This window comes from Bradyrhizobium sp. McL0616, from assembly GCF_049993385.1.
Classification (GTDB): domain Bacteria; phylum Pseudomonadota; class Alphaproteobacteria; order Rhizobiales; family Xanthobacteraceae; genus Bradyrhizobium.
In genome coordinates, this window is sequence record NZ_CP188255.1 from 5,077,671 (window position 1) to 5,098,074 (window position 20,404).

Annotated in this window: 27 protein-coding genes; 10 read left to right on the forward strand and 17 right to left on the reverse strand. The window is 63.6% G+C overall.

The genetic code is table 11. The features are described 5' to 3' along the window. Positions 1-155 precede the first annotated feature (155 nt). Positions 156-860, reverse strand: coding sequence for a GrlR family regulatory protein (locus ACPPVR_RS24815; RefSeq protein WP_426609200.1), 705 nt, complete (start codon positions 858-860; stop codon positions 156-158). 304 nt (positions 861-1,164) lie between these two features. On the opposite strand from ACPPVR_RS24815, the gene ACPPVR_RS24820 reads away from it, so the two are divergent. Then, positions 1,165-1,623 carry a hypothetical protein gene (locus tag ACPPVR_RS24820; protein WP_426609201.1) on the forward strand — a complete coding sequence of 153 codons (459 nt, stop codon included), beginning with the start codon at positions 1,165-1,167 and terminating at the stop codon, positions 1,621-1,623. 4 nt (positions 1,624-1,627) lie between these two features. Here the strand turns inward: ACPPVR_RS24820 and ACPPVR_RS24825 are convergent, their stop codons facing one another. The 4 genes from ACPPVR_RS24825 to ACPPVR_RS24840 all read right to left on the reverse strand — a co-directional run bounded on the left by ACPPVR_RS24825 (position 1,628) and on the right by ACPPVR_RS24840 (position 5,106). Continuing rightward, the gene (locus ACPPVR_RS24825) at positions 1,628-2,452 is read right to left on the reverse strand and encodes a tetratricopeptide repeat protein (protein WP_426609202.1); all 825 of its coding nucleotides are present in this window, start codon (positions 2,450-2,452) and stop codon (positions 1,628-1,630) included. A 32-nt stretch (positions 2,453-2,484) separates the two neighbouring features. Continuing rightward, entirely contained in the window at positions 2,485-3,168 is a 684-nt protein-coding gene (locus ACPPVR_RS24830; RefSeq protein WP_426609203.1) for a substrate-binding domain-containing protein, read from the reverse strand. A gap of 19 nt (positions 3,169-3,187) precedes the next feature. Next, entirely contained in the window at positions 3,188-3,889 is a 702-nt protein-coding gene (locus ACPPVR_RS24835) for a GrlR family regulatory protein (RefSeq protein ID WP_426616176.1), read from the reverse strand. Positions 3,890-4,071: 182 nt separating this feature from the next. Then, positions 4,072-5,106: a glutamine synthetase beta-grasp domain-containing protein gene (locus tag ACPPVR_RS24840; RefSeq protein ID WP_426609204.1), complete on the reverse strand. Its 1,035-nt coding sequence runs from the start codon at positions 5,104-5,106 to the stop codon at positions 4,072-4,074. A 537-nt stretch (positions 5,107-5,643) separates the two neighbouring features. Here ACPPVR_RS24840 and ACPPVR_RS24845 point away from each other — a divergent pair. Then, positions 5,644-5,847, forward strand: a complete 204-nt coding sequence (locus ACPPVR_RS24845; RefSeq protein ID WP_426609205.1) for a DUF2735 domain-containing protein — start codon at positions 5,644-5,646, stop codon at positions 5,845-5,847. A 113-nt stretch (positions 5,848-5,960) separates the two neighbouring features. Here ACPPVR_RS24845 and ACPPVR_RS24850 read toward each other — a convergent pair whose 3' ends face one another. Next, positions 5,961-6,272, reverse strand: a complete 312-nt coding sequence (locus tag ACPPVR_RS24850) for an MliC family protein (protein WP_426609206.1) — start codon at positions 6,270-6,272, stop codon at positions 5,961-5,963. Positions 6,273-6,318: 46 nt separating this feature from the next. On the opposite strand from ACPPVR_RS24850, the gene ACPPVR_RS24855 reads away from it, so the two are divergent. Then, positions 6,319-7,062, forward strand: a complete 744-nt coding sequence (locus ACPPVR_RS24855) for a tyrosine-protein phosphatase (protein WP_426609207.1) — start codon at positions 6,319-6,321, stop codon at positions 7,060-7,062. Here ACPPVR_RS24855 and ACPPVR_RS24860 read toward each other — a convergent pair. Then, a complete protein-coding gene (locus tag ACPPVR_RS24860) occupies positions 7,052-7,696 on the reverse strand; it encodes an SGNH/GDSL hydrolase family protein (protein ID WP_426609208.1) in 645 nt (214 codons plus the stop codon). The two genes, ACPPVR_RS24855 and ACPPVR_RS24860, sit on opposite strands and share 11 nt — an antisense overlap. Positions 7,697-7,914: 218 nt before the next feature. Between ACPPVR_RS24860 and ACPPVR_RS24865 the strand changes: the two genes are divergently transcribed. Next, positions 7,915-8,595, forward strand: a complete 681-nt coding sequence (locus ACPPVR_RS24865) for an SDR family oxidoreductase (protein ID WP_426609209.1) — start codon at positions 7,915-7,917, stop codon at positions 8,593-8,595. Here ACPPVR_RS24865 and ACPPVR_RS24870 read toward each other — a convergent pair whose 3' ends face one another. Continuing rightward, positions 8,596-8,757 carry a hypothetical protein gene (locus ACPPVR_RS24870; protein WP_426609210.1) on the reverse strand — a complete coding sequence of 54 codons (162 nt, stop codon included), beginning with the start codon at positions 8,755-8,757 and terminating at the stop codon, positions 8,596-8,598. 75 nt (positions 8,758-8,832) lie between these two features. Here ACPPVR_RS24870 and ACPPVR_RS24875 point away from each other — a divergent pair, with 75 nt between their 5' ends. From ACPPVR_RS24875 to ACPPVR_RS24885, 3 genes are all read left to right on the forward strand, one after another. Beyond that, the gene (locus ACPPVR_RS24875) at positions 8,833-9,519 is read left to right on the forward strand and encodes a DUF2161 domain-containing phosphodiesterase (RefSeq protein ID WP_426609211.1); all 687 of its coding nucleotides are present in this window, start codon (positions 8,833-8,835) and stop codon (positions 9,517-9,519) included. Between the two features lie 24 nt (positions 9,520-9,543). Then, on the forward strand, positions 9,544-9,843 hold the full coding sequence (locus ACPPVR_RS24880; protein WP_426609212.1) for a putative quinol monooxygenase: 300 nt from the start codon (positions 9,544-9,546) through the stop codon (positions 9,841-9,843). Between the two features lie 84 nt (positions 9,844-9,927). Further along, entirely contained in the window at positions 9,928-10,233 is a 306-nt protein-coding gene (locus tag ACPPVR_RS24885) for a hypothetical protein (protein WP_045000231.1), read from the forward strand. Between the two features lie 63 nt (positions 10,234-10,296). Here the strand turns inward: ACPPVR_RS24885 and ACPPVR_RS24890 are convergent, their stop codons facing one another. Both ACPPVR_RS24890 and ACPPVR_RS24895 read right to left on the reverse strand, forming a co-directional pair. Then, entirely contained in the window at positions 10,297-10,908 is a 612-nt protein-coding gene (locus ACPPVR_RS24890; protein WP_426616177.1) for an N-acetyltransferase family protein, read from the reverse strand. 171 nt (positions 10,909-11,079) lie between these two features. After that, a complete protein-coding gene (locus tag ACPPVR_RS24895) occupies positions 11,080-11,478 on the reverse strand; it encodes a PaaI family thioesterase (protein WP_426609213.1) in 399 nt (132 codons plus the stop codon). Between the two features lie 118 nt (positions 11,479-11,596). Here ACPPVR_RS24895 and ACPPVR_RS24900 point away from each other — a divergent pair, with 118 nt between their 5' ends. Next, positions 11,597-12,385, forward strand: a complete 789-nt coding sequence (locus ACPPVR_RS24900; protein WP_426609214.1) for a cobalamin-binding protein — start codon at positions 11,597-11,599, stop codon at positions 12,383-12,385. Between the two features lie 116 nt (positions 12,386-12,501). Here ACPPVR_RS24900 and kynU read toward each other — a convergent pair whose 3' ends face one another. The 5 genes from kynU to ACPPVR_RS24925 all read right to left on the reverse strand — a co-directional run bounded on the left by kynU (position 12,502) and on the right by ACPPVR_RS24925 (position 17,716). Further along, a complete protein-coding gene (gene kynU / locus ACPPVR_RS24905) occupies positions 12,502-13,704 on the reverse strand; it encodes a kynureninase (RefSeq protein WP_426609215.1) in 1,203 nt (400 codons plus the stop codon). Between the two features lie 8 nt (positions 13,705-13,712). Continuing rightward, positions 13,713-14,552: a tryptophan 2,3-dioxygenase gene (kynA, locus tag ACPPVR_RS24910; protein WP_426609216.1), complete on the reverse strand. Its 840-nt coding sequence runs from the start codon at positions 14,550-14,552 to the stop codon at positions 13,713-13,715. Positions 14,553-14,588: 36 nt separating this feature from the next. Beyond that, positions 14,589-15,398, reverse strand: coding sequence for an alpha/beta hydrolase (locus ACPPVR_RS24915; protein ID WP_426609217.1), 810 nt, complete (start codon positions 15,396-15,398; stop codon positions 14,589-14,591). Positions 15,399-15,660: 262 nt separating this feature from the next. Continuing rightward, positions 15,661-16,938, reverse strand: coding sequence for an ArgE/DapE family deacylase (locus ACPPVR_RS24920; RefSeq protein ID WP_426609218.1), 1,278 nt, complete (start codon positions 16,936-16,938; stop codon positions 15,661-15,663). A 52-nt stretch (positions 16,939-16,990) separates the two neighbouring features. Further along, positions 16,991-17,716: a pyridoxamine 5'-phosphate oxidase family protein gene (locus ACPPVR_RS24925; protein ID WP_426609219.1), complete on the reverse strand. Its 726-nt coding sequence runs from the start codon at positions 17,714-17,716 to the stop codon at positions 16,991-16,993. 76 nt (positions 17,717-17,792) lie between these two features. On the opposite strand from ACPPVR_RS24925, the gene ACPPVR_RS24930 reads away from it, so the two are divergent. Continuing rightward, entirely contained in the window at positions 17,793-19,265 is a 1,473-nt protein-coding gene (locus ACPPVR_RS24930; protein WP_426609220.1) for a PLP-dependent aminotransferase family protein, read from the forward strand. A 67-nt stretch (positions 19,266-19,332) separates the two neighbouring features. Then, positions 19,333-19,578, forward strand: a complete 246-nt coding sequence (locus ACPPVR_RS24935) for a DUF6719 family protein (RefSeq protein WP_426609221.1) — start codon at positions 19,333-19,335, stop codon at positions 19,576-19,578. Between the two features lie 4 nt (positions 19,579-19,582). Here ACPPVR_RS24935 and ACPPVR_RS24940 read toward each other — a convergent pair whose 3' ends face one another. Together ACPPVR_RS24940 and ACPPVR_RS24945 are read right to left on the reverse strand one after the other, a co-directional pair. Next, the gene (locus tag ACPPVR_RS24940; protein WP_426609222.1) at positions 19,583-19,954 is read right to left on the reverse strand and encodes a hypothetical protein; all 372 of its coding nucleotides are present in this window, start codon (positions 19,952-19,954) and stop codon (positions 19,583-19,585) included. Positions 19,955-19,988: 34 nt separating this feature from the next. Continuing rightward, positions 19,989-20,285: a hypothetical protein gene (locus ACPPVR_RS24945; RefSeq protein ID WP_426609223.1), complete on the reverse strand. Its 297-nt coding sequence runs from the start codon at positions 20,283-20,285 to the stop codon at positions 19,989-19,991. Between the last annotated feature and the right edge of the window lie 119 nt (positions 20,286-20,404).

The following is a 20,404-nucleotide window of genomic DNA, read 5'->3' on the forward strand; positions in this document are numbered from 1 at the left end:
CCCGCTCGCGGCTCTTAGATCAAGCTACGCTGTTTGCCCTTATCGGGAAGGCGTCGGGATTTCCGGTTCTGGCCCTAGGCCGACATCCAGACATATCGGCTTCAACGCCGCCTTTTAACAGCAAAGCGGACGCGAGGAATCTATGAGGAAACGCCCTACGCCCGCCGCATCAGCTTGAGCGAGGCTGCAAGCCGCAGGCTGCGCTTGCCCGCGAGCGCGATGCGCTCGAGCTCGCCGCTATCCGACGTGCAGGTGCCCGAGAAGCCGATTCCGACCTCGTAGCCGCCGAACACGGGATTGTCGCCTTTCGCCGGTGTGTGCTCCTGGTTGAGCATCTCGCCCTTCCAGCGGCCCTCCGCCGACGAATAGGAGCCGAGATAGTAGAAGAAGGCGTCGCCGCCGAGGATGCGGCCGTCGATCAGCAGCATCACGCCGTGGAGGCTGGCATCGACGCCATCGAGCGCGCGCAGGCTCATCCCATAGAGTCCGTTGGCGATGCCGCCCTCCCCGATCGTGCCGCGAGGCGGCAGCGCCCCGTCGTCGAGCCGCGTGAAGATGGCCCAGAAGTTGCCGCCCGGCATGGTGTCCGCGCTGCCCTCGAGGCGGATCTGGTTGCCGATCCGCCGGCCGCGTGCACCGATCGAGGCGACATCGGCTCCCATCAGCGGCTTGTGATGGGGATCATCGTTATGCCGTTCGGTGATCACCTCGGCGATGATCTCGCCGTCGCGCTCAATATAGGTTCCAAGATGCGCGAAGGCCGAATTGCCGCCGAGCATCTTGCCGTCATGCATGCACATGATGCTGCGGCCGAAGCCATCGTGGATGCCGTATTCAACCTTGTAGAGTCCGTCCAGCAATGCAATCGACCCGCAAAAATCAGAAAGAATTGCGGGTTACCTAGCACCGCCGCCGCGCCGAGACCATCCGGCTTTTCCGCGCAGGGCCATTCGCGAAAGCCACTCGCTGCATGATGCCATCATGCCCCTGTTTTGCCCGACGGATCAATTGATTTCGTAAAATCAGCAGCGCACCGTTTCAGCCATTCGGCCGCCTTGTCAGTCACTTGGGTACTGTGCATGGGGTTGTTTTCGCGTTTTTTTGTTACCCGGCCCAGGACGGCTCGCTTCGAACCCGCCGGCGCAAGGGGACGACAAAGCCGGCATGGGCCAGTTAGAGCAATCCGCCGACGAGGAGATCGCAGCCTTCATCGCCAGCGCGGCGAAGCAGCCGTTGCTCGATGCCGCCTTCGAACTCTGGCGCTGGCGTTACCGATTGGATTCGATCGAGGGGCGCCCGACTGCCGAAGAGGTCCGCATCAATCGCACCCTCACGCCGGAGCAGATCAGCGCGAAATGCCGCAGAGATCGCGATCATGCCCATGAAGGGCCGATGTTCCTCTACCTCAAGCGCGCGCATCCGCAGGCCAGCGACGATGCGGTCAGGCAGGCCATCATCATCGCCGTCAAGTTCGAGGACGCCACCTTCAAGCATTTCGACTGGAATGGCGATTTCTGGGACTGCGTGGTGCGCGCGGTGGCGCAGGCAGCCAGGCAATATCCGGATTTTCTCAAGACGACCTATCGCGACGCCCGCAACAACGTCGCCTATTACATGAAGTAGTCAGCTAGAAGCACAGCGTGGTGACGAGCTTGCCCTGCTTGTCCTTGATCGCGTAGGGGCAGCGCAGCCGCTCCAGCGCCTTCTTCGCATCCTCGTCGCCAAGCGCCGCGGCGCGCTCGTAATAGGCTTTCGCGGCGTCCTTGTCCTTCGGGCCGCCGCGGCCTTCCTGCGCGAACGCGCCCATCCGCTCCAGCGCGCCGGGATGGTTTTGCGCGGCGGCCTTCTCGAACTGAGCGCGCGCGGCGACGTCGTCCTGTGCGCCGCCAGTGCCGTCGGCAAGCATGAGGCCGAGCTGGTACTGCGCCTCGGCGTTGGTCTCCGCCGCCTTGCCGAGCAGCGTTCGCGCCTGCGCGGGATCGGCCGGCGCGGCACCGCCGGCGCTACCGAGCGCGGCGAGATTGCTGACGCCGCGGGGATTGCCCGCCTGCGCCGCCTTCTCGAACAGCTTTCGCGCCTGCGCCTCGTCCTTGGCGACACCGCCGGAGCCGGTGCCGTAGAGCACGCCAAGCTCGACCATCGCGGCGCTCGAGCCCTTGTCCGCGGCCTTGCGCCAGGCGGCGATCGCCTCCGCCGTCTGCCGGTTGGCTGCGTAGGCACGTCCGAGCGCGAACATCGCGCGGCGCGAGGATGCTGCGGCCTGTTTGCAGAACTTGACGGCGGTCGCGACGTCGGAGGCAGCAACCTCCGGCACGCCCTTCACGTCGGCCGGCTTGTCGGGATCGCTGGGATCAGCGGCGACACGGTCGCACAGGACGAGGTCGGCCGACTGCGCATGCGCGGCACCGGGCACGGCAAGCGCGAAGAGGATGGCAAAGAGACAGGTTCGCATACGCGCCACGTTGCGTCCGCGCCCCGGCGATTTCAAGGCTCGAGTCCCGATTGCCGCAGGACGGGCACGACCTCGGGAGATGCCAGATAGCGCAACAGCCGGTCCGCGGCTTCGGCCTGTTTCGCGTTCGCCATGCGGCCGGCGGAGAACACCGCCGGCATCTGCAAATCGTGCGGGATCGGGCCGATCACATCGATGCCGTCGATCTGCTTCAGCTCACTGATCTGCTGCACGGCAAGATCAGCCTCGCCGCTGACGAGCCGCTCCGCGGTAAAGCCCTGCTCGACGATGGTGGCCTTGGCGTTGATCTCGGCCGCGATCCCCATCCGCACGATCAGCTGGGCGAAGTACACGCCGCTCGCGCCGAGCCGCGAATAGGCGACGGACCGCGCCGCAAGCAGCGTCTTCCGCAGCGCGATCTCAGTGGCGATGTCCGGATGCGCCTGCCCTGCCCCCACGGCAATGCCGACATAGGAACGCGCCAGATCTGCTGCGGTGTCTGCGATCACCCGGCCCTCGCCGATCATTTCGTCGAGCCCTTCGCGCGTGAGGATCACGAGATCGGCGGCCTCGCCGTCGCGCAACCGCTTCAGCAGTGCCAGGGTCGGCGCGAAGTCGGCATCGACATGAATGCCTGTTGCGCTCTCGAACGCGGAAGACAGGCTGCGCATCGCGCCCATCAGGCCGAGCGTCGAGAGCATGCGAATTTTTTCCATGTGCAATTCCCGTCAACGATCAGGCGCGGTGCATCAGCTTGAGCGCGGCGGTCAGGCGCAGGCTGCGCTTGCCCGCCAGCGCCGTTGCTTCCAGCACCGCCCGCTCCGCGTCATAAGTACCGGAGAAGCCGATGCCGACCTCGTGGCCGCCGAAGATCGGATCGTCCTTGGCCGGCGTATGCTCCTGATTGAGAATCTGGCCCTTCCAGCGCCCGTTCGCGGCGGTGTAGCTGCCGAGATAGTAGAACGAGGCATCGCCGCCGAGGATGTGGCCCCGGTTGAGCAGTATCACGCCGGTCAGCCCGCCATCGACACCGTCGAGCATCCGCAGATGGATCGAATAGAGGCCATCGACGATCCCGGCCTCGCCAACACCGTCGGCGATCGGCACCTCGTCTTCCGTGATCGGCGTCATCGCCGACTGGAACGGCACGCCGGGCAGCTCCTTCAGCTCACCCTTGAAACGGTAAAGATCGCCCTCAGCCCAGCCCTTCGCGATCAGCGTCGCATCATCGGTGCCGGCCATGGCGCGATAGTTCGGATCGGGATTGTGGCGGACGGTCTTGATGACGATGTCGACGCCGCCTTCGGTCTTCTCGTAGCTGCCGATATGGGCGAAGGCCGAATTGCCGCCGAGCATCTTGCCGTTGCCGGCATGCATCACGCTCCGGCCGACACTGTCGCCGAGCTGAAATCTCACCTTGTAGAAGCCTTCAAACACCAGCCGTGTCCCCGGCCCCGCGCGCATCGGGTGCAGTCTATCCCGCTTTCCGCCGCGATGGACAAGTTTCGCACCGCCAAAGCCTACAGGAACAACCGTCATCAAAATGCAAAAAATCCGCCGGAGCTTTTCAGCTCCGGCGGATTGAAGGCCAACCCGGACCAGCCCGGGCCGGGAGGATCTTAGGCGACCGCCTTCTGCTCGGTGGCCACGGACGCGATCGTCTTCAGGATCTGCGAAGCGATCTGGTATGGGTCGCCCTGCGAGTTCGGACGGCGGTCTTCCAGATAGCCCTTGTAGCCATTGTTGGCGAAGGAGTGCGGAACGCGGATAGAAGCACCGCGATCAGCAATGCCGTAGCTGAACTTGTTCCAGGGCGCGGTCTCGTGCTTGCCGGTCAGACGCTTGTCGTTGTCCGGGCCGTAGACGGCGATGTGGTCCATCAGGTTCTTGTCGAACGCCGCCATCAGCGCCTCGAAATACTCCTTGCCGCCGACCGTGCGCATATACTCGGTCGAGAAGTTGGCGTGCATGCCGGAGCCGTTCCAGTCGGTGTCGCCGAGCGGCTTGCAGTGGAACTCGATGTCGACGCCGTACTTTTCGGTCAAGCGCAGCATCAAATAGCGGGCCATCCACATTTCGTCAGCGGCCTTCTTGGAGCCCTTGCCGAAGATCTGGAATTCCCACTGGCCCTTCGCGACTTCCGCGTTGATGCCTTCGTGGTTGATACCGGCCGCCAGGCAGAGATCGAGATGCTCTTCCACCATCTTGCGGGCGATGTCGCCGACGTTCGAATAGCCGACGCCGGTGTAGTACGGGCCCTGCGGCGCCGGATAACCGGAGGCCGGGAAGCCGAGCGGACGACCGTCCTTGTAGAAGAAGTACTCCTGCTCGAAGCCGAACCACGCGCCCTCGTCGTCGAGGATGGTGGCGCGCTTGTTGGTCGAGTGCGGCGTCTTGCCGTCGGGCATCATGACTTCGCACATCACCAGCACGCCGTTGGTGCGGGCGCCGTCCGGGAACACCGCGACCGGCTTCAGCACGCAATCGGAGCTGTGGCCTTCGGCCTGCTGGGTGGAGGAGCCGTCGAAGCCCCAGAGCGGAAGCTGCTCGAGCGTCGGGAACGACGCGAATTCCTTGATCTGAGTTTTGCCGCGCAAGTTCGGAGTCGGCGAGTATCCGTCGAGCCAGATGTACTCGAGCTTGTACTTGGTCATTGAGCCTCTCTGTAGATGATGCGAAAGGTGGGGGCCTCAGGCCCCCGCACGATTGTTTACCCGGCCAACATCGGCCGACCCGTCTCAAGCATTTAACGTGCCAAAAGGCCGCAGCGCAGGAGGTTTTCCACCGCTGCTTGGCGCCGGTGGACACCGGCCGGACGGCCAGAACCGCGTGCGTCATAGCGGCGCACCTTTCCGTGAAGCTGCACTGCAAAAACCCCGCGGAAAACGCCCGATTCTGGTGCAGCCGGCCCCCGCCTGAGGTTGCCGATTAAACGCGCATCAACGTCAAGCAATATTCGCCAACTCTTTGCCGGGCGCTCGCAACCTTCGCAATGGCCCACGCGTTGGTCACCCGACCGCTGCCTCGGAGGAGGCAGCACAGCGTTTGCCTACAAATTAGGCCAAAACTGATTTCCTTTTCAGCACTTTGCATTTGGGTAAGCACGGCCGATATGGAGAGTCCAGTAACCACAAGCGAACGAGTCGGGCGCACCATGGAGGTTAGCCGCTTCGATCTCAGGAGATACCGCAATGATGAATAATGGACTGAGTCACGGATCTGCAATGATCTACCAATTCCCTGTCGGGGGCCGCGCGGCTCTCGGGGGGCGCCGCTACGGTGAGACCCGCCTTCCCGCCGATCATCTCTCGCTCCCCGTGAACGAGACGATCTGCAGTGGAAGCTGGTACCATCAGGAAGCCGTCGATGAAGCCAAGCCGACATGGGATCGCTGATGCCTGCGGTTGGTTCAGTACCGCCGCGCTCTCAAGAGCGACCGGCGGCAATTTGAAAAAGGGTCGAAACAACGAGGTTTCGGCCCTTTTTGATTCCGGAGCTGATTGGAGGATCAGATCGCCGCGCAGGCGGTGACCGGCCGTTTGAGATGCTTGACCGTGGTCGTGCCCGTCTGGCTGATCCTGAGCGTGATCCCCGCGCCCGAATAGCGCGCGCCTGAGACCGTCAGCCGCTTGGCCAGCGTGACGGGTTCGCCGTCGATCTGCAGGAAGGCGCGCTTGTCGTCGTCATAAAACCCAACGATGAACTGCGTACCATCGACACAGCGATAGGTACGGAACGTCTGCGCATCGGCCTGCCGCGCATAGATAATTCCGCCCGCCAGCATGGTGATCGCCAAAACAATGGCCTTGTGCCGATTCATGATCGCCCCCTAATAGCCCGCCTGCAACATACCAAAAGCTGATCTCATGTCAGACTCCCCCACCCGACACCTCAGCCTGCACGGCGCCAGCAATTTTCGCGACCTCGGCGGCTATCCGACCGCCGACGGCCGCACCACGCGCTGGCGCCACATCTTCCGCTCCAACCATCTCGGCCAACTCACCGCTGACGACATCGCGATCGTCCGCGCGCTCGGCGTGCGCAGCGCATTCGACTTCCGCGGGCTGGAGGAACGCGCAGCCGGCGTCTGTGTGGTGAACGAGATCACCGTGCATTCGCTGCCGATCGAGCCGACGGTGGTGGCTTCACTGCGCGCCGAACTCGCCAGGGGCACGCTGACGGCACCGATTGCGATGGAGATCATGCGCGGATCCTATCGCAACTACGTCAGCCACAACACGCATAGCTTTCGCACGCTGTTCGGTCATCTCCTCGAAGACCGCGCGCCGCTCGTGATCCATTGCACGGCCGGCAAGGACCGCACCGGCTTTGCCAGCGCGCTGATCCTGCATGCGCTCGGCGTGGCTGATGATGTCATTGCAGCGGATTATCTTCTGACCAACCGCTACTACAAGCGTGACGTGTCGAGCGTCTCGGAACTTCCCGCCGATGTCCTCGACGCGATCGGCTCAGTCGAGGCCTCCTATCTCGACGCGGCTTTCAAAGCCGTCGGCCGCGAATATGGCGACATTGAAACCTATCTACGCGACGGCCTCAAGCTAGGGACCGCAGAGCGAACCGCGCTGAAGGAGCGCTATCTCAAGTCGTAATCAGACAAGGGCATTTTTGTATCGTTCCGGTCGCCGTTAGGATCGCCGAGCGAAGAGTTCGGGCGACCTGCATGGTACTCCAGTCGCTCTGGTGCAGCTTCAGCTCATCGTCCGGGGCAAGTAGCTGCTCGAACGAGGCATTGTTGTACACATGCCAGTGCCGCATCAGGGCCCAGCGCTGGAACAAATTCACCTTGGCGTCTCGCGCCGCGGTTCGGATCGCCTCGATCATCTTCTCCGAGAGTTCAGCATTGTCGTCGAACAGCATTGCCGTCACGTATTGCGGATCGATCAGTATGACATCCATGGTCGGGCGATCGCGCAGGAGATTCAATCCCTCGACGATCTTCTCGACCACGTTATCGAAGTCGAACTGCTCCTTGCGAAATACAGCGTTGGTTCCGACTTGCCAGAGCACCAGCGAAGGATTGTCAGCAAAGATGTCGTCGTTGAACCGAGCCACTTCCTGAGGCGCATCCTCACCACCCTTGCCCCGGTTGGACACATCGATCCGGATGTCCAGATGGGCATCATCCTTGAAGTGCTTTCTCAAATACAGCTCGAGCCGCGCCGGATAAGCAACGACGTTGCCGAGTCCGGCCGTCGACGACGACCCCATCGCCACGATGCGCACGGGACCGTTTCCTCCCAACGCTGTCCGGAAATTCTGCAACGGATACTTCAAATCAACGATCGCAGCGGGAAACTCGAGGGTCGGCAAATTGTCAGACATGGAACAAACTCCTCCACGATCTAAAGTTGCAACTATAACCCAGCCTTGAAGCCGCCGCCATTGCAAGTCCAATTCATCGCGCGCAATAGTCGAGGCGAATTGAACCGACGGAGAGTCTCGTGCAAGGAAAAGTCATTGTCGTGACCGGCGCTCTCGGCGCGCTTGGCAAGGTGGTCGCGGATGTCGCGCAGTCACGCGGCGCGCGCGTCGCCGGCATCGATCACGCGCCATCGCAGCTTCCCGCGACCGCCGAGCGCATCGAGGTCGGCGGCGTCGATCTGTCGGACGCGGCGCAGGCGAAGACGGCGGTCGAGGCTGCGGTCAAACATTTCGGCAGGCTCGATGCCCTCATCAACATCGCCGGCGGCTTTGCCTTCGAGACCGTTGCCGACGGCGACATCACGACGTGGCAGCGCATGTATGCACTGAACGTGCTGACCGCCCTCAATACCTCTCACGCGGCGCTGCCACATCTTGCGACCTCGAAGGCGGGCCGCATCGTCAATATCGGCGCCATGGGCGCACTTCAGGCCGGCTCTGGCATGGGTCCCTACGCAGCGTCGAAAGCCGCAGTGCATCGCCTCACCGAGGCCTTGGCCAACGAATGGAAGGGCAAGGTCACGGTGAATGCGGTACTGCCTTCGACCATCGACACCAAGGCCAACCGCGCCGACATGCCGAAAGCAGACTTCTCCAAATGGGTGACGCCGCAAGAACTCGCCGAGGTGATCCTGTTCCTCGTAAGCGATGCCGCAAGCGGCATCACCGGCGCGCTGATCCCGGTGAGCGGGCGGGTGTGATCAATCCGGCACCAGCAGCCGCAGATTGCCCTTGAAGCGCATGCTCTGCTTGCCGGCGAGCGCGATGCCTTCGCCATGGGCGGTCTCGTCGGTGTAGGTGCCGCTGAAGCCGATCGTCACGATCTTGCGTCCCCACACCGGGCGCTCGTCGCTTGCCCGCATCGGGGCAAACGGCCCGTCAGCCCGACTCCGATTCGAGTTAGACTTCCCGCAACTGATTCTCCGATCGGACAAGCCGTGGAAACTGCGCTTTATCTTCCCGTCAAACGCTTTCTCGAAGAGCTCGGCTTCAGCGTGAAGGGCGAGATCGGCGGCTGCGATCTTGTGGGCCTGAGCGCCGGCGATCCGCCGGTGGTGGTGATCGGCGAGCTCAAGCTCGCCTTCAATCTCGAACTGATTTTGCAAGCGGTCGACCGTGCGCCGGCCGGCGACGAAGTCTGGATCGCCGCAAAAATGTCGGTGCGCGGCAAGGGGCGCGAGAGCGATGCGCGCTATCGCAATCTCTGCCGCAGACTCGGCTTCGGTATGCTTGGCGTTACCGACCGCGGCCAGGTCGAGGTGCTGGTGAAGCCGCCGACGGCGGCGCCGCGCCGCGAGCCGAAGACGCGTTCGCGGCTGGTTGCCGAACATCAGCGCCGCCAGGGCGATCCCGTGCTCGGCGGCAGCACGCGTACGCCAATTATGACGGCCTACCGGCAGCAGGCGCTGGCCTGCGCCTCGGCGCTCGCCGGAGGACCGCGGCCCGTGCGCGAGTTGCGCGAACGCTGTCCCGATGCCGGCAAAATTCTGCTGCACAATGTCTATGGCTGGTTCGAACGCGCTGAGCGCGGAATCTATGGCCTGACTGATGCCGGACATGCGGCGCTGAAGCGCTGGCCGCAAGCGCCAATGAAGGACACCGTGCACGAAGCATCCCAGCCCTAGCGGCATTCACATCGGGGGATTCGCATGATCGTCGTGACTGGCAGTGTAACGGTCCGGCCCGAGACGTTTGACGAGGCACGCCGCCTCAGCCTCGAACACGTCCACCTATCGCGCCAGGAGCCTGGCTGTATCTCGCACGCCGTGCACGTCGACTGCGAGAACCCGCTCAGGCTGGTGTTCTTCGAGCAATGGGCTGACCGCGCCGCCCTCGCCGCCCATTTTGCGGTACCGGGTTCCGGCGAACTGGTTCGGGCCTTGCGCTCGCTTGCCGCAGGCCCAACTACCCTCGAACTTTACGACGCCAGCAGGCTTGAGAAGCTTTGAGTGCATAGCTGAAATGCCACACCAATTTCATATTGCAATGCAACATGACCGTGACTAGGTATCCCGGATCAAAACGAGGCCCCTATGAGCGCAGACTGGAATACCAAGTACGGCACGCGGCGCGTCCGCCACGATCCGCCCACCCTGGACGAGGCGATTTTCGCCGCCGTCGGCATTACCGACGATCAGGAGCAGCAGGCCGAGATCGCCGCATCTCTGATGGGGATGCCGCTCGACGTCGTTCAGGCCGAGGTCAAGAAACAGGTCCGCACCAACAGCCGCATCACCTCCACCCGCGTGATCGCCGGCGAACAGGGCGCGCAGCGCTCGGTGGTGGTCGAACGCCGTGTCGTCCGCCGCTTCGGCAACGACAAGCGCACCGGCACCTGAGCTCGATATTTCGTTAACGCTGATATCAAAGCGGACCGGCGCTGCCGGTCCGCTTTTTGACTTTTAGGCGGCGCGATTGCCGTACATGCTGGAGATCAACTTCCAGCAGGTCGAGTTGAAGGCGAACAAAGCGCGGCTAGCCGTGAACGGCGCCGCTGCCAGATCGGCAAGCTCGGCTTCGGGCGTCTTGCCGAGATCGATGGTGCCGGTCGATTCGCCATGGCGGAATTGCAGGTGCGCGCCGAACTTCTTGGCGAGCGCGCGCATGGCGTGATTTTCAGCGCCCGTGGTGATGCGCAGCCGCTTGAAGCCTCTCCAGCGTGCTTCCGCGATCAGGCGGCTGAACAATATGGTGCCGACGTTCTGGCGGCGCGCCGAGGCTTCCACGCTGAAGGCGACCTCGGGCAGCGAATCATCCTCCGGCGGATGCAGTTCGGCCGCACCGCGGACCACGCCATCGACGATATAAGCGACGATCACGGTGCCGTCCTCGGCACAGCGGGCGGCGTAACGCTCGATGAAACTGTCGTCGAGAAAACCGTTGAAGCGGTCGTGCCGGCTCTCGGCATCTAGCCTGAGCAGGTGATCGCGCAGAAGCGGCAATTCTTCCTGTTGGCTCAAGGTCCGCACATAGCCCGGAACGGATTTCGCGCGGGTGGTGGCTTCAAGTGCCAAATCTGCTTCGAGTGACAAAGTCAAAACTCCTCTTGGTGTCCCTCGAGGAGGCGTTCGAATCCCTAGTCCTCCAATATTGTGCGTCGCAGCAAATTTTTCAAGTCGAGGACCTGCCCAAGTTTCAGGCATCGGAAGCGACTAATTCGTTAACAAAATCAAAGCCCCGTAGTCTTACAGGACCAACTGGGTCTGGGTCACGACGGCGACCAGCTTGCCGTCCTCGGTCTCCAGCCGGGTGGTCCAGACCTGGGTCCGCCGCCCCCGGTGGACCGGCGTGGCTGTGGCGATGACAACGGCTCCTTCCTTCGCCCCGCCGATGAAGTTGGTCTTGCTCTCCAGCGTGGTCGTTCCCTTGGCGTCCTCCGGCAGGTTGATCACGGTCGCTGCCGCGCCGACGGAATCAGCCAACGCCATCACCGCGCCGCCGTGGATGGTGTGATGCAATGTGCAGAGCTCGGGCCTGACCGTCATCCGTGCCACCACGCGATCCTTCTCGGCTTCGACGAACTCGACGCCCTTGAGCTCGGCAAACGGCATCTTCATCGCTTTAAGTTTCTCAAGCGGCGTCATCGGATCTCCTCCCAATTCATTCTGTTCTAAAGGTGAATTGCTCAGCGCAGCAAAGCAATGACGTCCGAGGTAAGAGTCCCCGTGACATCGCCGCGACATTTGCGCGTATGGTCTCGCGATGCGCCACTTCCCGCCTCGCCGTATCGTCTGCCTGACTGAGGAAACCGTCGAGACGCTTTATCTGCTCGGAGAGCAGGACCGCATCGTCGGCGTCTCCGGCTACGCGGTCCGTCCGCCGCAGGTGCGCCGCGAGAAGCCGCGGGTGTCGGCCTTCGTTTCCGCGGACATCCCAAAAGTCCTGGCGCTGGAACCGGACCTGGTGCTGGCCTTCTCCGATCTTCAGGCCGGCATCGTTGCCGATCTCGTGCGCGCCGGCGTCGACGTCCACGTCTTCAACCAGCGCGACGTCGCCGGGATTTTGGCGATGATCCGCACGCTTGGCGCGCTGGTTGGCGCAGCTGAGCGCGCAGAGGAACTCGCCCAAGGTTTTGAGCAGCGGCTCGCGGCCGTCACCACAACGCCCCGCCCCTCACCGCGGCCAAAAGTCTATTTCGAGGAATGGGACGATCCCCTGATCTCCGGCATCGGCTGGGTGTCCGAACTGATCGAGATCGCCGGTGGCGCGGACGTGTTTCCGGAACTGCGGCATCGGCAGGCGGCGAAGAATCGTATCATCGCGCCGGAGGCAGTGCGCGTGGCAGCGCCCGACGTGATCCTTGCGTCATGGTGCGGCAAGAAGGTCGTCCCCGCCCGCATCCGCGCGCGCGACGGCTGGAACGAGATTCCTGCCGTGCGCGACGATCGTATCGTCGAGATCAAGTCGCCGATCATTCTGCAGCCAGGACCAGCGGCGCTAACGGATGGGCTGGATGCCATCGTCACGGCGCTCTGGGGTGAGCACCTCTAATCTCTCCGCCGTCATTGCGAGCGAAGCGAAGCAATCCAGAGTGCTTCTATGGAGGGATTCTGGATTGCTTCGTCGCAAGAGCTCCTCGCAAATGACGCCGGGAGAGATTTCCTGCCTCACGTCACCGCATTCACTACCTGATATTCCGGCCTCCGCCACACCTCGCCTGCGATCACCTCCTCGATGATCTCGACGGCCTTCATCACTTCGCTTTCGCCAATGTACAGCGGCGTGATGCCGAAGCGCATGATGTCGGGCGCGCGGAAATCGCCGATCACGCCGCGGGCGATCAACGCCAACATCGCGGCGTAGCCGCCATCGAAGGCGAAGGAAACCTGTGAGCCACGGCGATCATGCGCCCGGGGCGTGACCAGCTTCAAAGATGGGCAACGGCGCTCGACCTCGGCAATCAAGAGATCGCCGAGCGCCAGCGAGCGCGCGCGCACCTCGGCGATATCGACGCGATCCCAGATGTCGAGCGAGGCTTCCAACGCCGCCATCGCCAGCACCGGCGGGGTTCCCACCCGCATGCGCTCCACACCGCCGGCGGCCGTATAGCCGAGCTCGAACGCAAACGGCTTTTCGTGCCCCATCCAGCCCGACAGCGCAGCACGCGCGGTGTCGGCGTAACGCGGCGCCACGTAGAGGAAGGCCGGCGCACCGGGGCCGGCGTTGATGTACTTATAGGTGCAGCCGGCAGCGAAATCGGCACCGCAGCCTGAGAGATCGACCGGCAGTGCGCCGGCCGAGTGCGCGAGATCCCAGACCGTGATGATGCCTAGCGCATGCGCTTTCGCGGTCAGCTTGGCCATGTCGTGGCGGCGGCCGGTGCGGTAATCGACCTCGGTGATATAGAGAACCGCAATCTCTTCCGACAGCGCGGCCTCGATCTCCTCCGGTGCCACCAGGCGCAATTGGTGGCCGCGGCCGAGCGTCGCGATCAGACCCTCAGCCATGTAGAGGTCGGTTGGAAAGTTTCCGGTGTCCGAGAGGATGACCTTGCGCCCCGCATTCATGTCGAGCGCGGCGGCGAGCGCCTGATAGACTTTCAGCGACAGCGTATCGCCGATCATGACCGAGCCGGCTTCGGCGCCGATGAGCCGCGCGATGCGATCGCCGACATGGCGCGGCTGGGCGTACCAGCCTGCGGTGTTCCAGGCACGGATCAGCTCATTGCCCCACTCGATCGTGATGACGCGATTGACGCGCTCGGCAACGCCAAGCGGCAGCGCGCCGAGCGAATTGCCGTCGAGATAGATCACACCGTCGGGCAGATGGAACAGGGCCTTGGTGTCGTCGTAGACGCGATATTTGGTCATGGCCATTTCTACAGAATGGTACGGACGCGCCAGAGCTCGGGGAACAACTCGACCTCCAACATGCGCTTGAGATAGCTGACGCCGCCGGTGCCGCCGGTGCCGCGCTTGAAGCCGATGACGCGCTCGACCGTCGTGACGTGATTGAAGCGCCAGCGGCGAAAGTAGTCTTCGAAGTCGACCAGCTTCTCGGCGACCTCGTAGAGCATCCAGTGCGTCTCCGGCGCCTCGTAGACGATACGCCAGGCTTGCAGCACTCCCTCGTTGAAGCTGTGGGTCTCGCGCACGTCGCGCGCCAGCACCGCGGCCGGCATCTTGAGCCCGTTGCGATCGGCGAGCCGCAGCACCTCGTCGTAGAGGCTGGGCGTTGCGAGCTCGGCCTCAAGCAGCTTGGTCGTTTCGATGTCGTGCGCGTGCGGCTTCAGCATGGCGTGGTTGCGGTTGCCGAGCAGATATTCGATCAGCCGGTACTGTCGCGACTGGAAGCCCGAGGACTGGCCGAGCTGCGAGCGGAAGCGCGTGTATTCGCTCGGCGTCATCGTGCGCAGTACGTCCCAGGCGCCGTTGAGCTGTTCGAAAATGCGCGACATCCGCGCCAGCATCTTCATCGCGGGCTGCACCTCGTCCTTTGCGATCGCGCGGCGCGCGGCGCTGAGCTCGTGGATGGCAAGCCGCATCCACAACTCGGTGGTCTGATGCTGGATGATGAAGAGCATCTCGTCATGCGCTTCCGACAGTGGATGCTGCGCACCGAGGATCGCGTCCAGCGCCAGATAATCGCCATAGGACATGCGGCGGGCGAAATCGGTCTCAGCGCCCTCCTTGGCGGGATCGTAATCGCTGGACGTCATGGCAAGCCCTCCCGATCGATCACTCTCTTGCGTTGGTCAGTCGAGGCCGATCAGGCGCGCGGTAATCGGCGAGGACGGATCTTTCAGGGCGTCGATCACGGTAAAATGGTTGAGACCGGGATCGACGACGAGGCGCGTCGGCACGTCAAAACCGGTCCAGACATTAGCCATCAGATCGGATTGGCGGATGAATTCGGGCCGCTCGCTACCGCCGACCCAGGCCGTGACCGGCGCATGCCCGCGCGGCAGATGCAGCGCCGCGCTTTCGAGCGTCGCCTCTTCCATGGTCATGCGCAGCGTCTCGTTCATCTTCGTCTTAAGGAGCGGACGCAGGTCGTGCAGGCCGCTGATCGAAAGCGTGCCGGCGATACGGTTGTAGACGGCGGGCTCGAGCCGGCTGTCGTCGCACAGCGTGCGCATGACGAGATGGCCACCGGCGGAATGGCCCGCGAGCCGGATCGGCCCTCCGACGAGCGAGGCCGCTTTCGCAATCGCGGCGGTGATCTCGGCGGTGATGTCCGAGATGCGCGCGGCCGGCGTCAACGTGTAGCTCGGCAGCGCGACGGTCCAGTCATGGTGCCGTGCGCCTTCGGCCAGATCGGTCCAGGTCGACTTGTCGAAGCGCATCCAGTAGCCGCCGTGAACGAAGACGACGAGGCCCTTGCTGTCGCCGTCGGGCAGGATCAGGTCGAGGCGCTGGCGCTCCCCGGAGCCGTAGGCGATATCGGCGCGAAAATCCTTCAGCCCGGCACGGTAAGCCGCCGCTCGCTCCGCCCACAGCGCCGGCAGCTTGTCCGAGCCCGGGATATGGGCCGAATTGGCGTAAGCATCATCCCAATCGCGCATTGTACTCCCTCGGCGGACTCAGGTCTTGCGATTGAGTGCCAGTCTGCCACCGGCGAAGCCTGCGTCCTAGTCTTTATTTTAAGCTTAAAGTATTTCGGTGCGCCCTCGTTTCGGGCAGCGGACCGGCACAATATTTCCCCTCACCCTGAGGAATTACCGCCACGCTCCGCGATTGCGAGCGCAGCAATCCAGTGTCTCGGCGTCGGCACTCTGGATTGCTTCGTCGCAAGAGCGCCTCGCAATGACGGCGGAGAGAGCACAGTTACGCCTTCTCCACCCCGCACCATTCCGCAATGAACAGCGCCATGGCCTTGGTCGTCTTCTTAAGCGACTCCAGATCGACGAATTCGTTGAAGCCGTGCATCTCGCCACCGCTGGCGCCGAAGCAGAGGCTGGGGATGCCGTAATTGAGGCCGTAGAAGCGGGTGTCGGTGAGCGCAGTGAAGACGAGGTCCTCGACCGCACCGCCATAGACTGTGTTGAAGGCCTTGCCGAACGCGGCTTCCGGCGCAGCGGAGTCGGTCAGTTCATAGCCTTCCGACAGGAAGCCGGACCATTCGACCTCCGGCGGGTTGTTGGCGAGGAAGCGGTGGTTGCGTGAGGCGGCGGCGACGCAGGCCAGAATCTCCTTCTGGTGATCCGCAATCGACCAGCCCGGCAAAACGGCGATGCGGCAATCGACGTCGCACCAGGCCGGCACGCTGGATGCCCAGTCGCCGCCCTTGATGATGCCGGGATTGAAGTTGATGGGATGGTTCAGCGTCTTGAAGTGGCGATCGGCCTTGGCGCGCTCGTTCCACTCGATCTCGAGCTTCTGCAGGGCATGGACGAGATGATACGCCGCCATGATCGCGTTCGACCCCGAGCCGGCAAAGGCGACATGGGTCGGGTGGCCCTTCACGCGCAGGCGAAACCAGATCACGCCGACCTGGGAGCGCACCATTTTGCCGGCGGTCGGCTCCGGAATGAAGCAGGCGTCCGCGCGGTAGCCGCGCTGCAGCGTCGAGAGCGCGCCGACGCCGGTGCTCTCCTCCTCGATCACCGATTGAACATGAATCCGCGCCGTCGGCTTGAGGCCGGCTGCCTTGATCGCGTCGAGCGCATAGAGTGCGCCGATGGTGCCGGATTTCATGTCGCAGGCGCCGCGGCCGAACATCTTGCCGTCCTTGATGACCGGCGAGAACGGCGGCGTGTCCCACAATTCCAGCGGGCCGGCGGGCACCACGTCGCAGTGTCCCTGGAGGATCAGCGATTTGCCGGCCTCGGTCGTCGGGCGATAGGTGCCTACCACGGTGCGCGCCTTGGAGAAGTCGTGCTGGATCGGGCCGAAGCCGCGCAGATCCTTGAGATCGTCAACATTGATGTGCCAGTCGTCGACCTCGTAACCGCGCGCGCGCAGGAGGTCGCCGATCATGTCCTGGCACGGCCCCTCCGCCCCGCGGGTCGAAGGGATCGCGACGAAATCGCGCGTGGTCGCTAGCTGGGCTTCGAAGCTGGCATCGACGGCGTCAAGAATCCTCTGCTGCGTTTCGGCATTCATCAGGCTGCTCCGGGCGTTCAAACAAATCGAAGAGCGCGCAAGCTAGCCGATTTCAGCCGTTCGGGTACTCCACAAAATAAGCATCCCGCAATGCATCTTCGAGCAGTCGGCCTTCCGAATAGCCAGTCAATGTCGCAGGCCGGCTCACGCCGTCGAGCAGGCGCGGGCACGGCTCCGGCGCGCCGAGCACGGTGCGGACGGGAATGCGCTCGGCGTAGATCGGCAATTCGTAGTCCTCGTCGTCGTCGGCGACCCCCTTGGCGCGGACTTTTGCCGAGGCTTCCTCGATCTCCATCGCGATGAAGGACGTCGCCTTGATCTCCTGCGTGTTGCTCGCCCGCAGGCTCGCGGTGCGATCCGGGAAGAAGCGGTCGACCATGGCGATCACAGCGCGCTCCTTTTCCTCGGGATCGGTGACGAGATAGGCCGTGCCGAACGCCATCACCGCACGATAATCGGCGGAATGATTGAAGCCGCAACGCGCCAGCACCAGGCTGTCGAGATGGGCGACCGTGAGGCACACCCGCTCGCCCTTGGTCTGGTTGCGCAGCATCCGGCTCGCGCTCGAGCCGTGCCAATAGAGCTTCGTGCCCTCGCGCCAGAAGAAGGTCGGCGTGCAATAGGGCTGCCCGTCGATCGCATAGGAAACGTGGCAGAGCATCGAGGAATCCAGGATGCGATGAACCGTGTCATGGTCGTAGAAGCCGCGGTCGTGCCGACGCTTGACCTGGTTGCGCGCGGACGTCGGGTAGGAATTTGAAGTCTCAGTCTGGCTCACGGCCGCTCCTCATCGGGATTGGAACAATTCCAGAGCAGTTGTAGCGGTGGATTTGGTCTGCGATAGTGCCAATTCTATGCAAAAAATTCCGACCAATTCTGTTCCCTCGCCGGCCAAGACCGAGCTGCCGCTCGATCTCACCGGTCCGCACATCACGGCCGGCGCATCGGCGGCGCACCGGCTCTACCAGGCGCTGTGCGAGATGATCGTCGGCGGCCTGGTAAAACCCGGCGAGCCGCTGCCGCCGTCGCGGACGCTGGCGAAGCAAACCGGCTTTCGACGCAGTGCCGTGGTCATAGCCTATGAACGGCTGATCGCCGACGGTTTTGCGGAAGCCACCGTCGGCTCCGGCACCTTCGTTGCCGCGCGCATCCCCGCGCGCGCCGCCGCGTCCAAGAAACCGAAGGCGGTGGTCGACGCGCCGCGGCAAGGCGCGCTCTCGCTCGGCTGCACCCATATCGACGAGCGCGCGTTGCAACGCTTTCGCGCCTTTGTCGGCCGGCGCATGCGCGCTTTCGGGGGTGAGCATCTCCATTATGGCGACCCGCGCGGCAGCCGTGAGCTCCGCGTCGCGATCGCTGATCATCTGTTGTCGGCGCGCGGACTGCGCTGCGATCCCGACCAGATCATGCTGACATCGGGCACGCTGCATACGTTACGCATCGTGCTTGGCGCGATCCTCCAAACTGACGACCAGGTCTGGTGCGAGGACCCCGGCTATCCCATCGCGCGCAGGACCATCGCGCAATGCGGCTATCGCACCGTGCCGATTCCCGTCGACACGCACGGCCTGCACGTCGCCAAGGGTCGCAACGCTGCGCCGTCCGCGCGCGCGGCCTATGTGACGCCGTCGCATCAGTTTCCCCTGGGCGTGCAGATGTCGATGCCACGCCGGCTCGAGCTACTGGACTGGGCCAAGCAGGCCGGCGCCTTCGTGTTCGAGGACGATTACGACAGCGAGTTCCGCTATGACGGCGCGCCGCTGATGTCGCTCGCCGGCATCGATCATCTCCAGCGCGTGATCTACATGGGCACGTTCGCCAAGACGCTGTTTCCAGGCCTGCGCATCGGCTATTGCGCCCTGCCCGAACGGTTGATCTCCGACGTGACCGCCGCGCGCGCCGCGCTCGACCGCTTTCCCGGCACGCTGATGGAGGGCGCCGTGGCCGACATGCTCAATTCCGGCGCCTTCGCCGCCAACCTGAAGCGCGTGCGAAAACTCTATCGCGAAGCGCGCGATGCGCTGGCCGAAACACTCGAAGCGGCATCAGATGGCGCGCTGTCGGTGCCGGTGCCGTCGCAGGGCCTGCACCTGGTCGCGCGGTTTGATCCGTCGGTTGCTCCCGCGGTCGCTACCGAGGCGAAACAGGCCGCCGGCGCCGAAGGCTGGCTGCTGGCCGACACTTATGCGCGGGCGCGGCCCCTACCCGGCTTCGTGCTGGGATTTTCCGGGCACGCGGTTCCGCAGCTCGTCGCGTCCGCCGAACGGCTCGCACGGGAATCGCGTGCCGCGTTGCGCGCGAAAGGCCGATCGGCGCGGCGGGCGTGACAAAGGTTCACTGTCAGAATCGAAAGCCGCTCCCTACATTGCGGCATCGATGCTTGGACCTCTCATCATGACACTCCACCGCGCAGCCTGCCTCTCGCTCCTGATCTCCATCGCGTTCGCAACGTCAGCGCGCGCAGGCAGCGTCGGGCGTGAACAGGACATCGTCGACCTCAAGCTCGGGCAACGTGTGCAGGTGGACGACGGAACCTGCCCCGCCGGACAGGTCAAGGAAGTGCGCGGCGCGAAGATGTCTGACAAGGGGATTTTGCGGACGAGTACCTGTGTGCAGCGGTTCGGTCCGAAATCGAAATAGCAGGCTAAGAGCCCTGCTTCGCCGGATCGAACATGCACTGCAAGGTCGGCTTGGCGATCTTGGTGAAGGTCGGGCCGATCTCACCCTGCTTGGCGGCCGGCACCCAATCGGTCTCGATCGTCGGCACGCCGGTCTCGCTGATGCCGCGCAGCAGCGCCTCGCGCAGGTCACGATCCTCGACAACGGCTGCGGCATGATCATGCAGACAGCCGCAGACCTCTTCCGGATGTTCCCAGCGCCCGAGCATGCGCGGGGCGCATTGCCGCACGAACTCAGTGCGGGGATCAGGTAATCGGCTTGGGGCACGCACCTGCGCCTGGACGGAGCTGACCGTCAGAAGCGAAATGAACGCTGCGGCGCAGAGACGAAGGTGCATGATGAAATTTGCCGGCTGATTTTCTTGTTGTTGATCAGAAGCGCGCCGCGAGAACGATGGGCTGCGGCGCCGTAGTGGTGACCGGCGAGCCGCTGTACTGGAAGGTGCCGACACCCGGCAGGTTGCCGTCGGGCGCACCTGCGAACGAGGAACCGACGAGCACGAAGCCGAAAGCAAGGATGAAGCTGAGCGCGCGCATGGACTTGTCTCCAGGTTGCGTGGCCGGCAGTGCGCCGTCGTCGTTGTTCCGCTGATAACCATCCGCGGTTTCTTCCGTGATGCGCCAACAGCCCGAAATGGTTTCATCTTCGCGGGAATTGTTTCGTCGCATCCGGGGCGACGAAACATTGGGCGGAAAACCACAATGATTTCAGACTGGTCGAACCGCGGCTCAACGTGGCCTGGCAAGTTCCGTTAGGACGCAAATGTGAGGGGCGCGCAGGCCGCTGT

Coding starts and splice junctions, on each gene's coding strand:
- ACPPVR_RS24820 (WP_426609201.1), top strand. CDS start 1,165: ATGGGCCAGTTAGAGCAATCCGCCGACGAGGAGATCGCAGCCTTCATC.
- ACPPVR_RS24825 (WP_426609202.1), bottom strand. CDS start 2,452: ATGCGAACCTGTCTCTTTGCCATCCTCTTCGCGCTTGCCGTGCCCGGT.
- ACPPVR_RS24830 (WP_426609203.1), bottom strand. CDS start 3,168: ATGGAAAAAATTCGCATGCTCTCGACGCTCGGCCTGATGGGCGCGATG.
- ACPPVR_RS24840 (WP_426609204.1), bottom strand. CDS start 5,106: ATGACCAAGTACAAGCTCGAGTACATCTGGCTCGACGGATACTCGCCG.
- ACPPVR_RS24845 (WP_426609205.1), top strand. CDS start 5,644: ATGATGAATAATGGACTGAGTCACGGATCTGCAATGATCTACCAATTC.
- ACPPVR_RS24850 (WP_426609206.1), bottom strand. CDS start 6,272: ATGAATCGGCACAAGGCCATTGTTTTGGCGATCACCATGCTGGCGGGC.
- ACPPVR_RS24855 (WP_426609207.1), top strand. CDS start 6,319: ATGTCAGACTCCCCCACCCGACACCTCAGCCTGCACGGCGCCAGCAAT.
- ACPPVR_RS24870 (WP_426609210.1), bottom strand. CDS start 8,757: ATGCGGGCAAGCGACGAGCGCCCGGTGTGGGGACGCAAGATCGTGACG.
- ACPPVR_RS24880 (WP_426609212.1), top strand. CDS start 9,544: ATGATCGTCGTGACTGGCAGTGTAACGGTCCGGCCCGAGACGTTTGAC.
- ACPPVR_RS24885 (WP_045000231.1), top strand. CDS start 9,928: ATGAGCGCAGACTGGAATACCAAGTACGGCACGCGGCGCGTCCGCCAC.
- ACPPVR_RS24895 (WP_426609213.1), bottom strand. CDS start 11,478: ATGACGCCGCTTGAGAAACTTAAAGCGATGAAGATGCCGTTTGCCGAG.
- ACPPVR_RS24900 (WP_426609214.1), top strand. CDS start 11,597: ATGCGCCACTTCCCGCCTCGCCGTATCGTCTGCCTGACTGAGGAAACC.
- kynU (WP_426609215.1), bottom strand. CDS start 13,704: ATGACCAAATATCGCGTCTACGACGACACCAAGGCCCTGTTCCATCTG.
- kynA (WP_426609216.1), bottom strand. CDS start 14,552: ATGACGTCCAGCGATTACGATCCCGCCAAGGAGGGCGCTGAGACCGAT.
- ACPPVR_RS24915 (WP_426609217.1), bottom strand. CDS start 15,398: ATGCGCGATTGGGATGATGCTTACGCCAATTCGGCCCATATCCCGGGC.
- ACPPVR_RS24920 (WP_426609218.1), bottom strand. CDS start 16,938: ATGAATGCCGAAACGCAGCAGAGGATTCTTGACGCCGTCGATGCCAGC.
- ACPPVR_RS24930 (WP_426609220.1), top strand. CDS start 17,793: ATGCAAAAAATTCCGACCAATTCTGTTCCCTCGCCGGCCAAGACCGAG.
- ACPPVR_RS24935 (WP_426609221.1), top strand. CDS start 19,333: ATGACACTCCACCGCGCAGCCTGCCTCTCGCTCCTGATCTCCATCGCG.
- ACPPVR_RS24940 (WP_426609222.1), bottom strand. CDS start 19,954: ATGCACCTTCGTCTCTGCGCCGCAGCGTTCATTTCGCTTCTGACGGTC.
- ACPPVR_RS24945 (WP_426609223.1), bottom strand. CDS start 20,285: ATGCGACGAAACAATTCCCGCGAAGATGAAACCATTTCGGGCTGTTGG.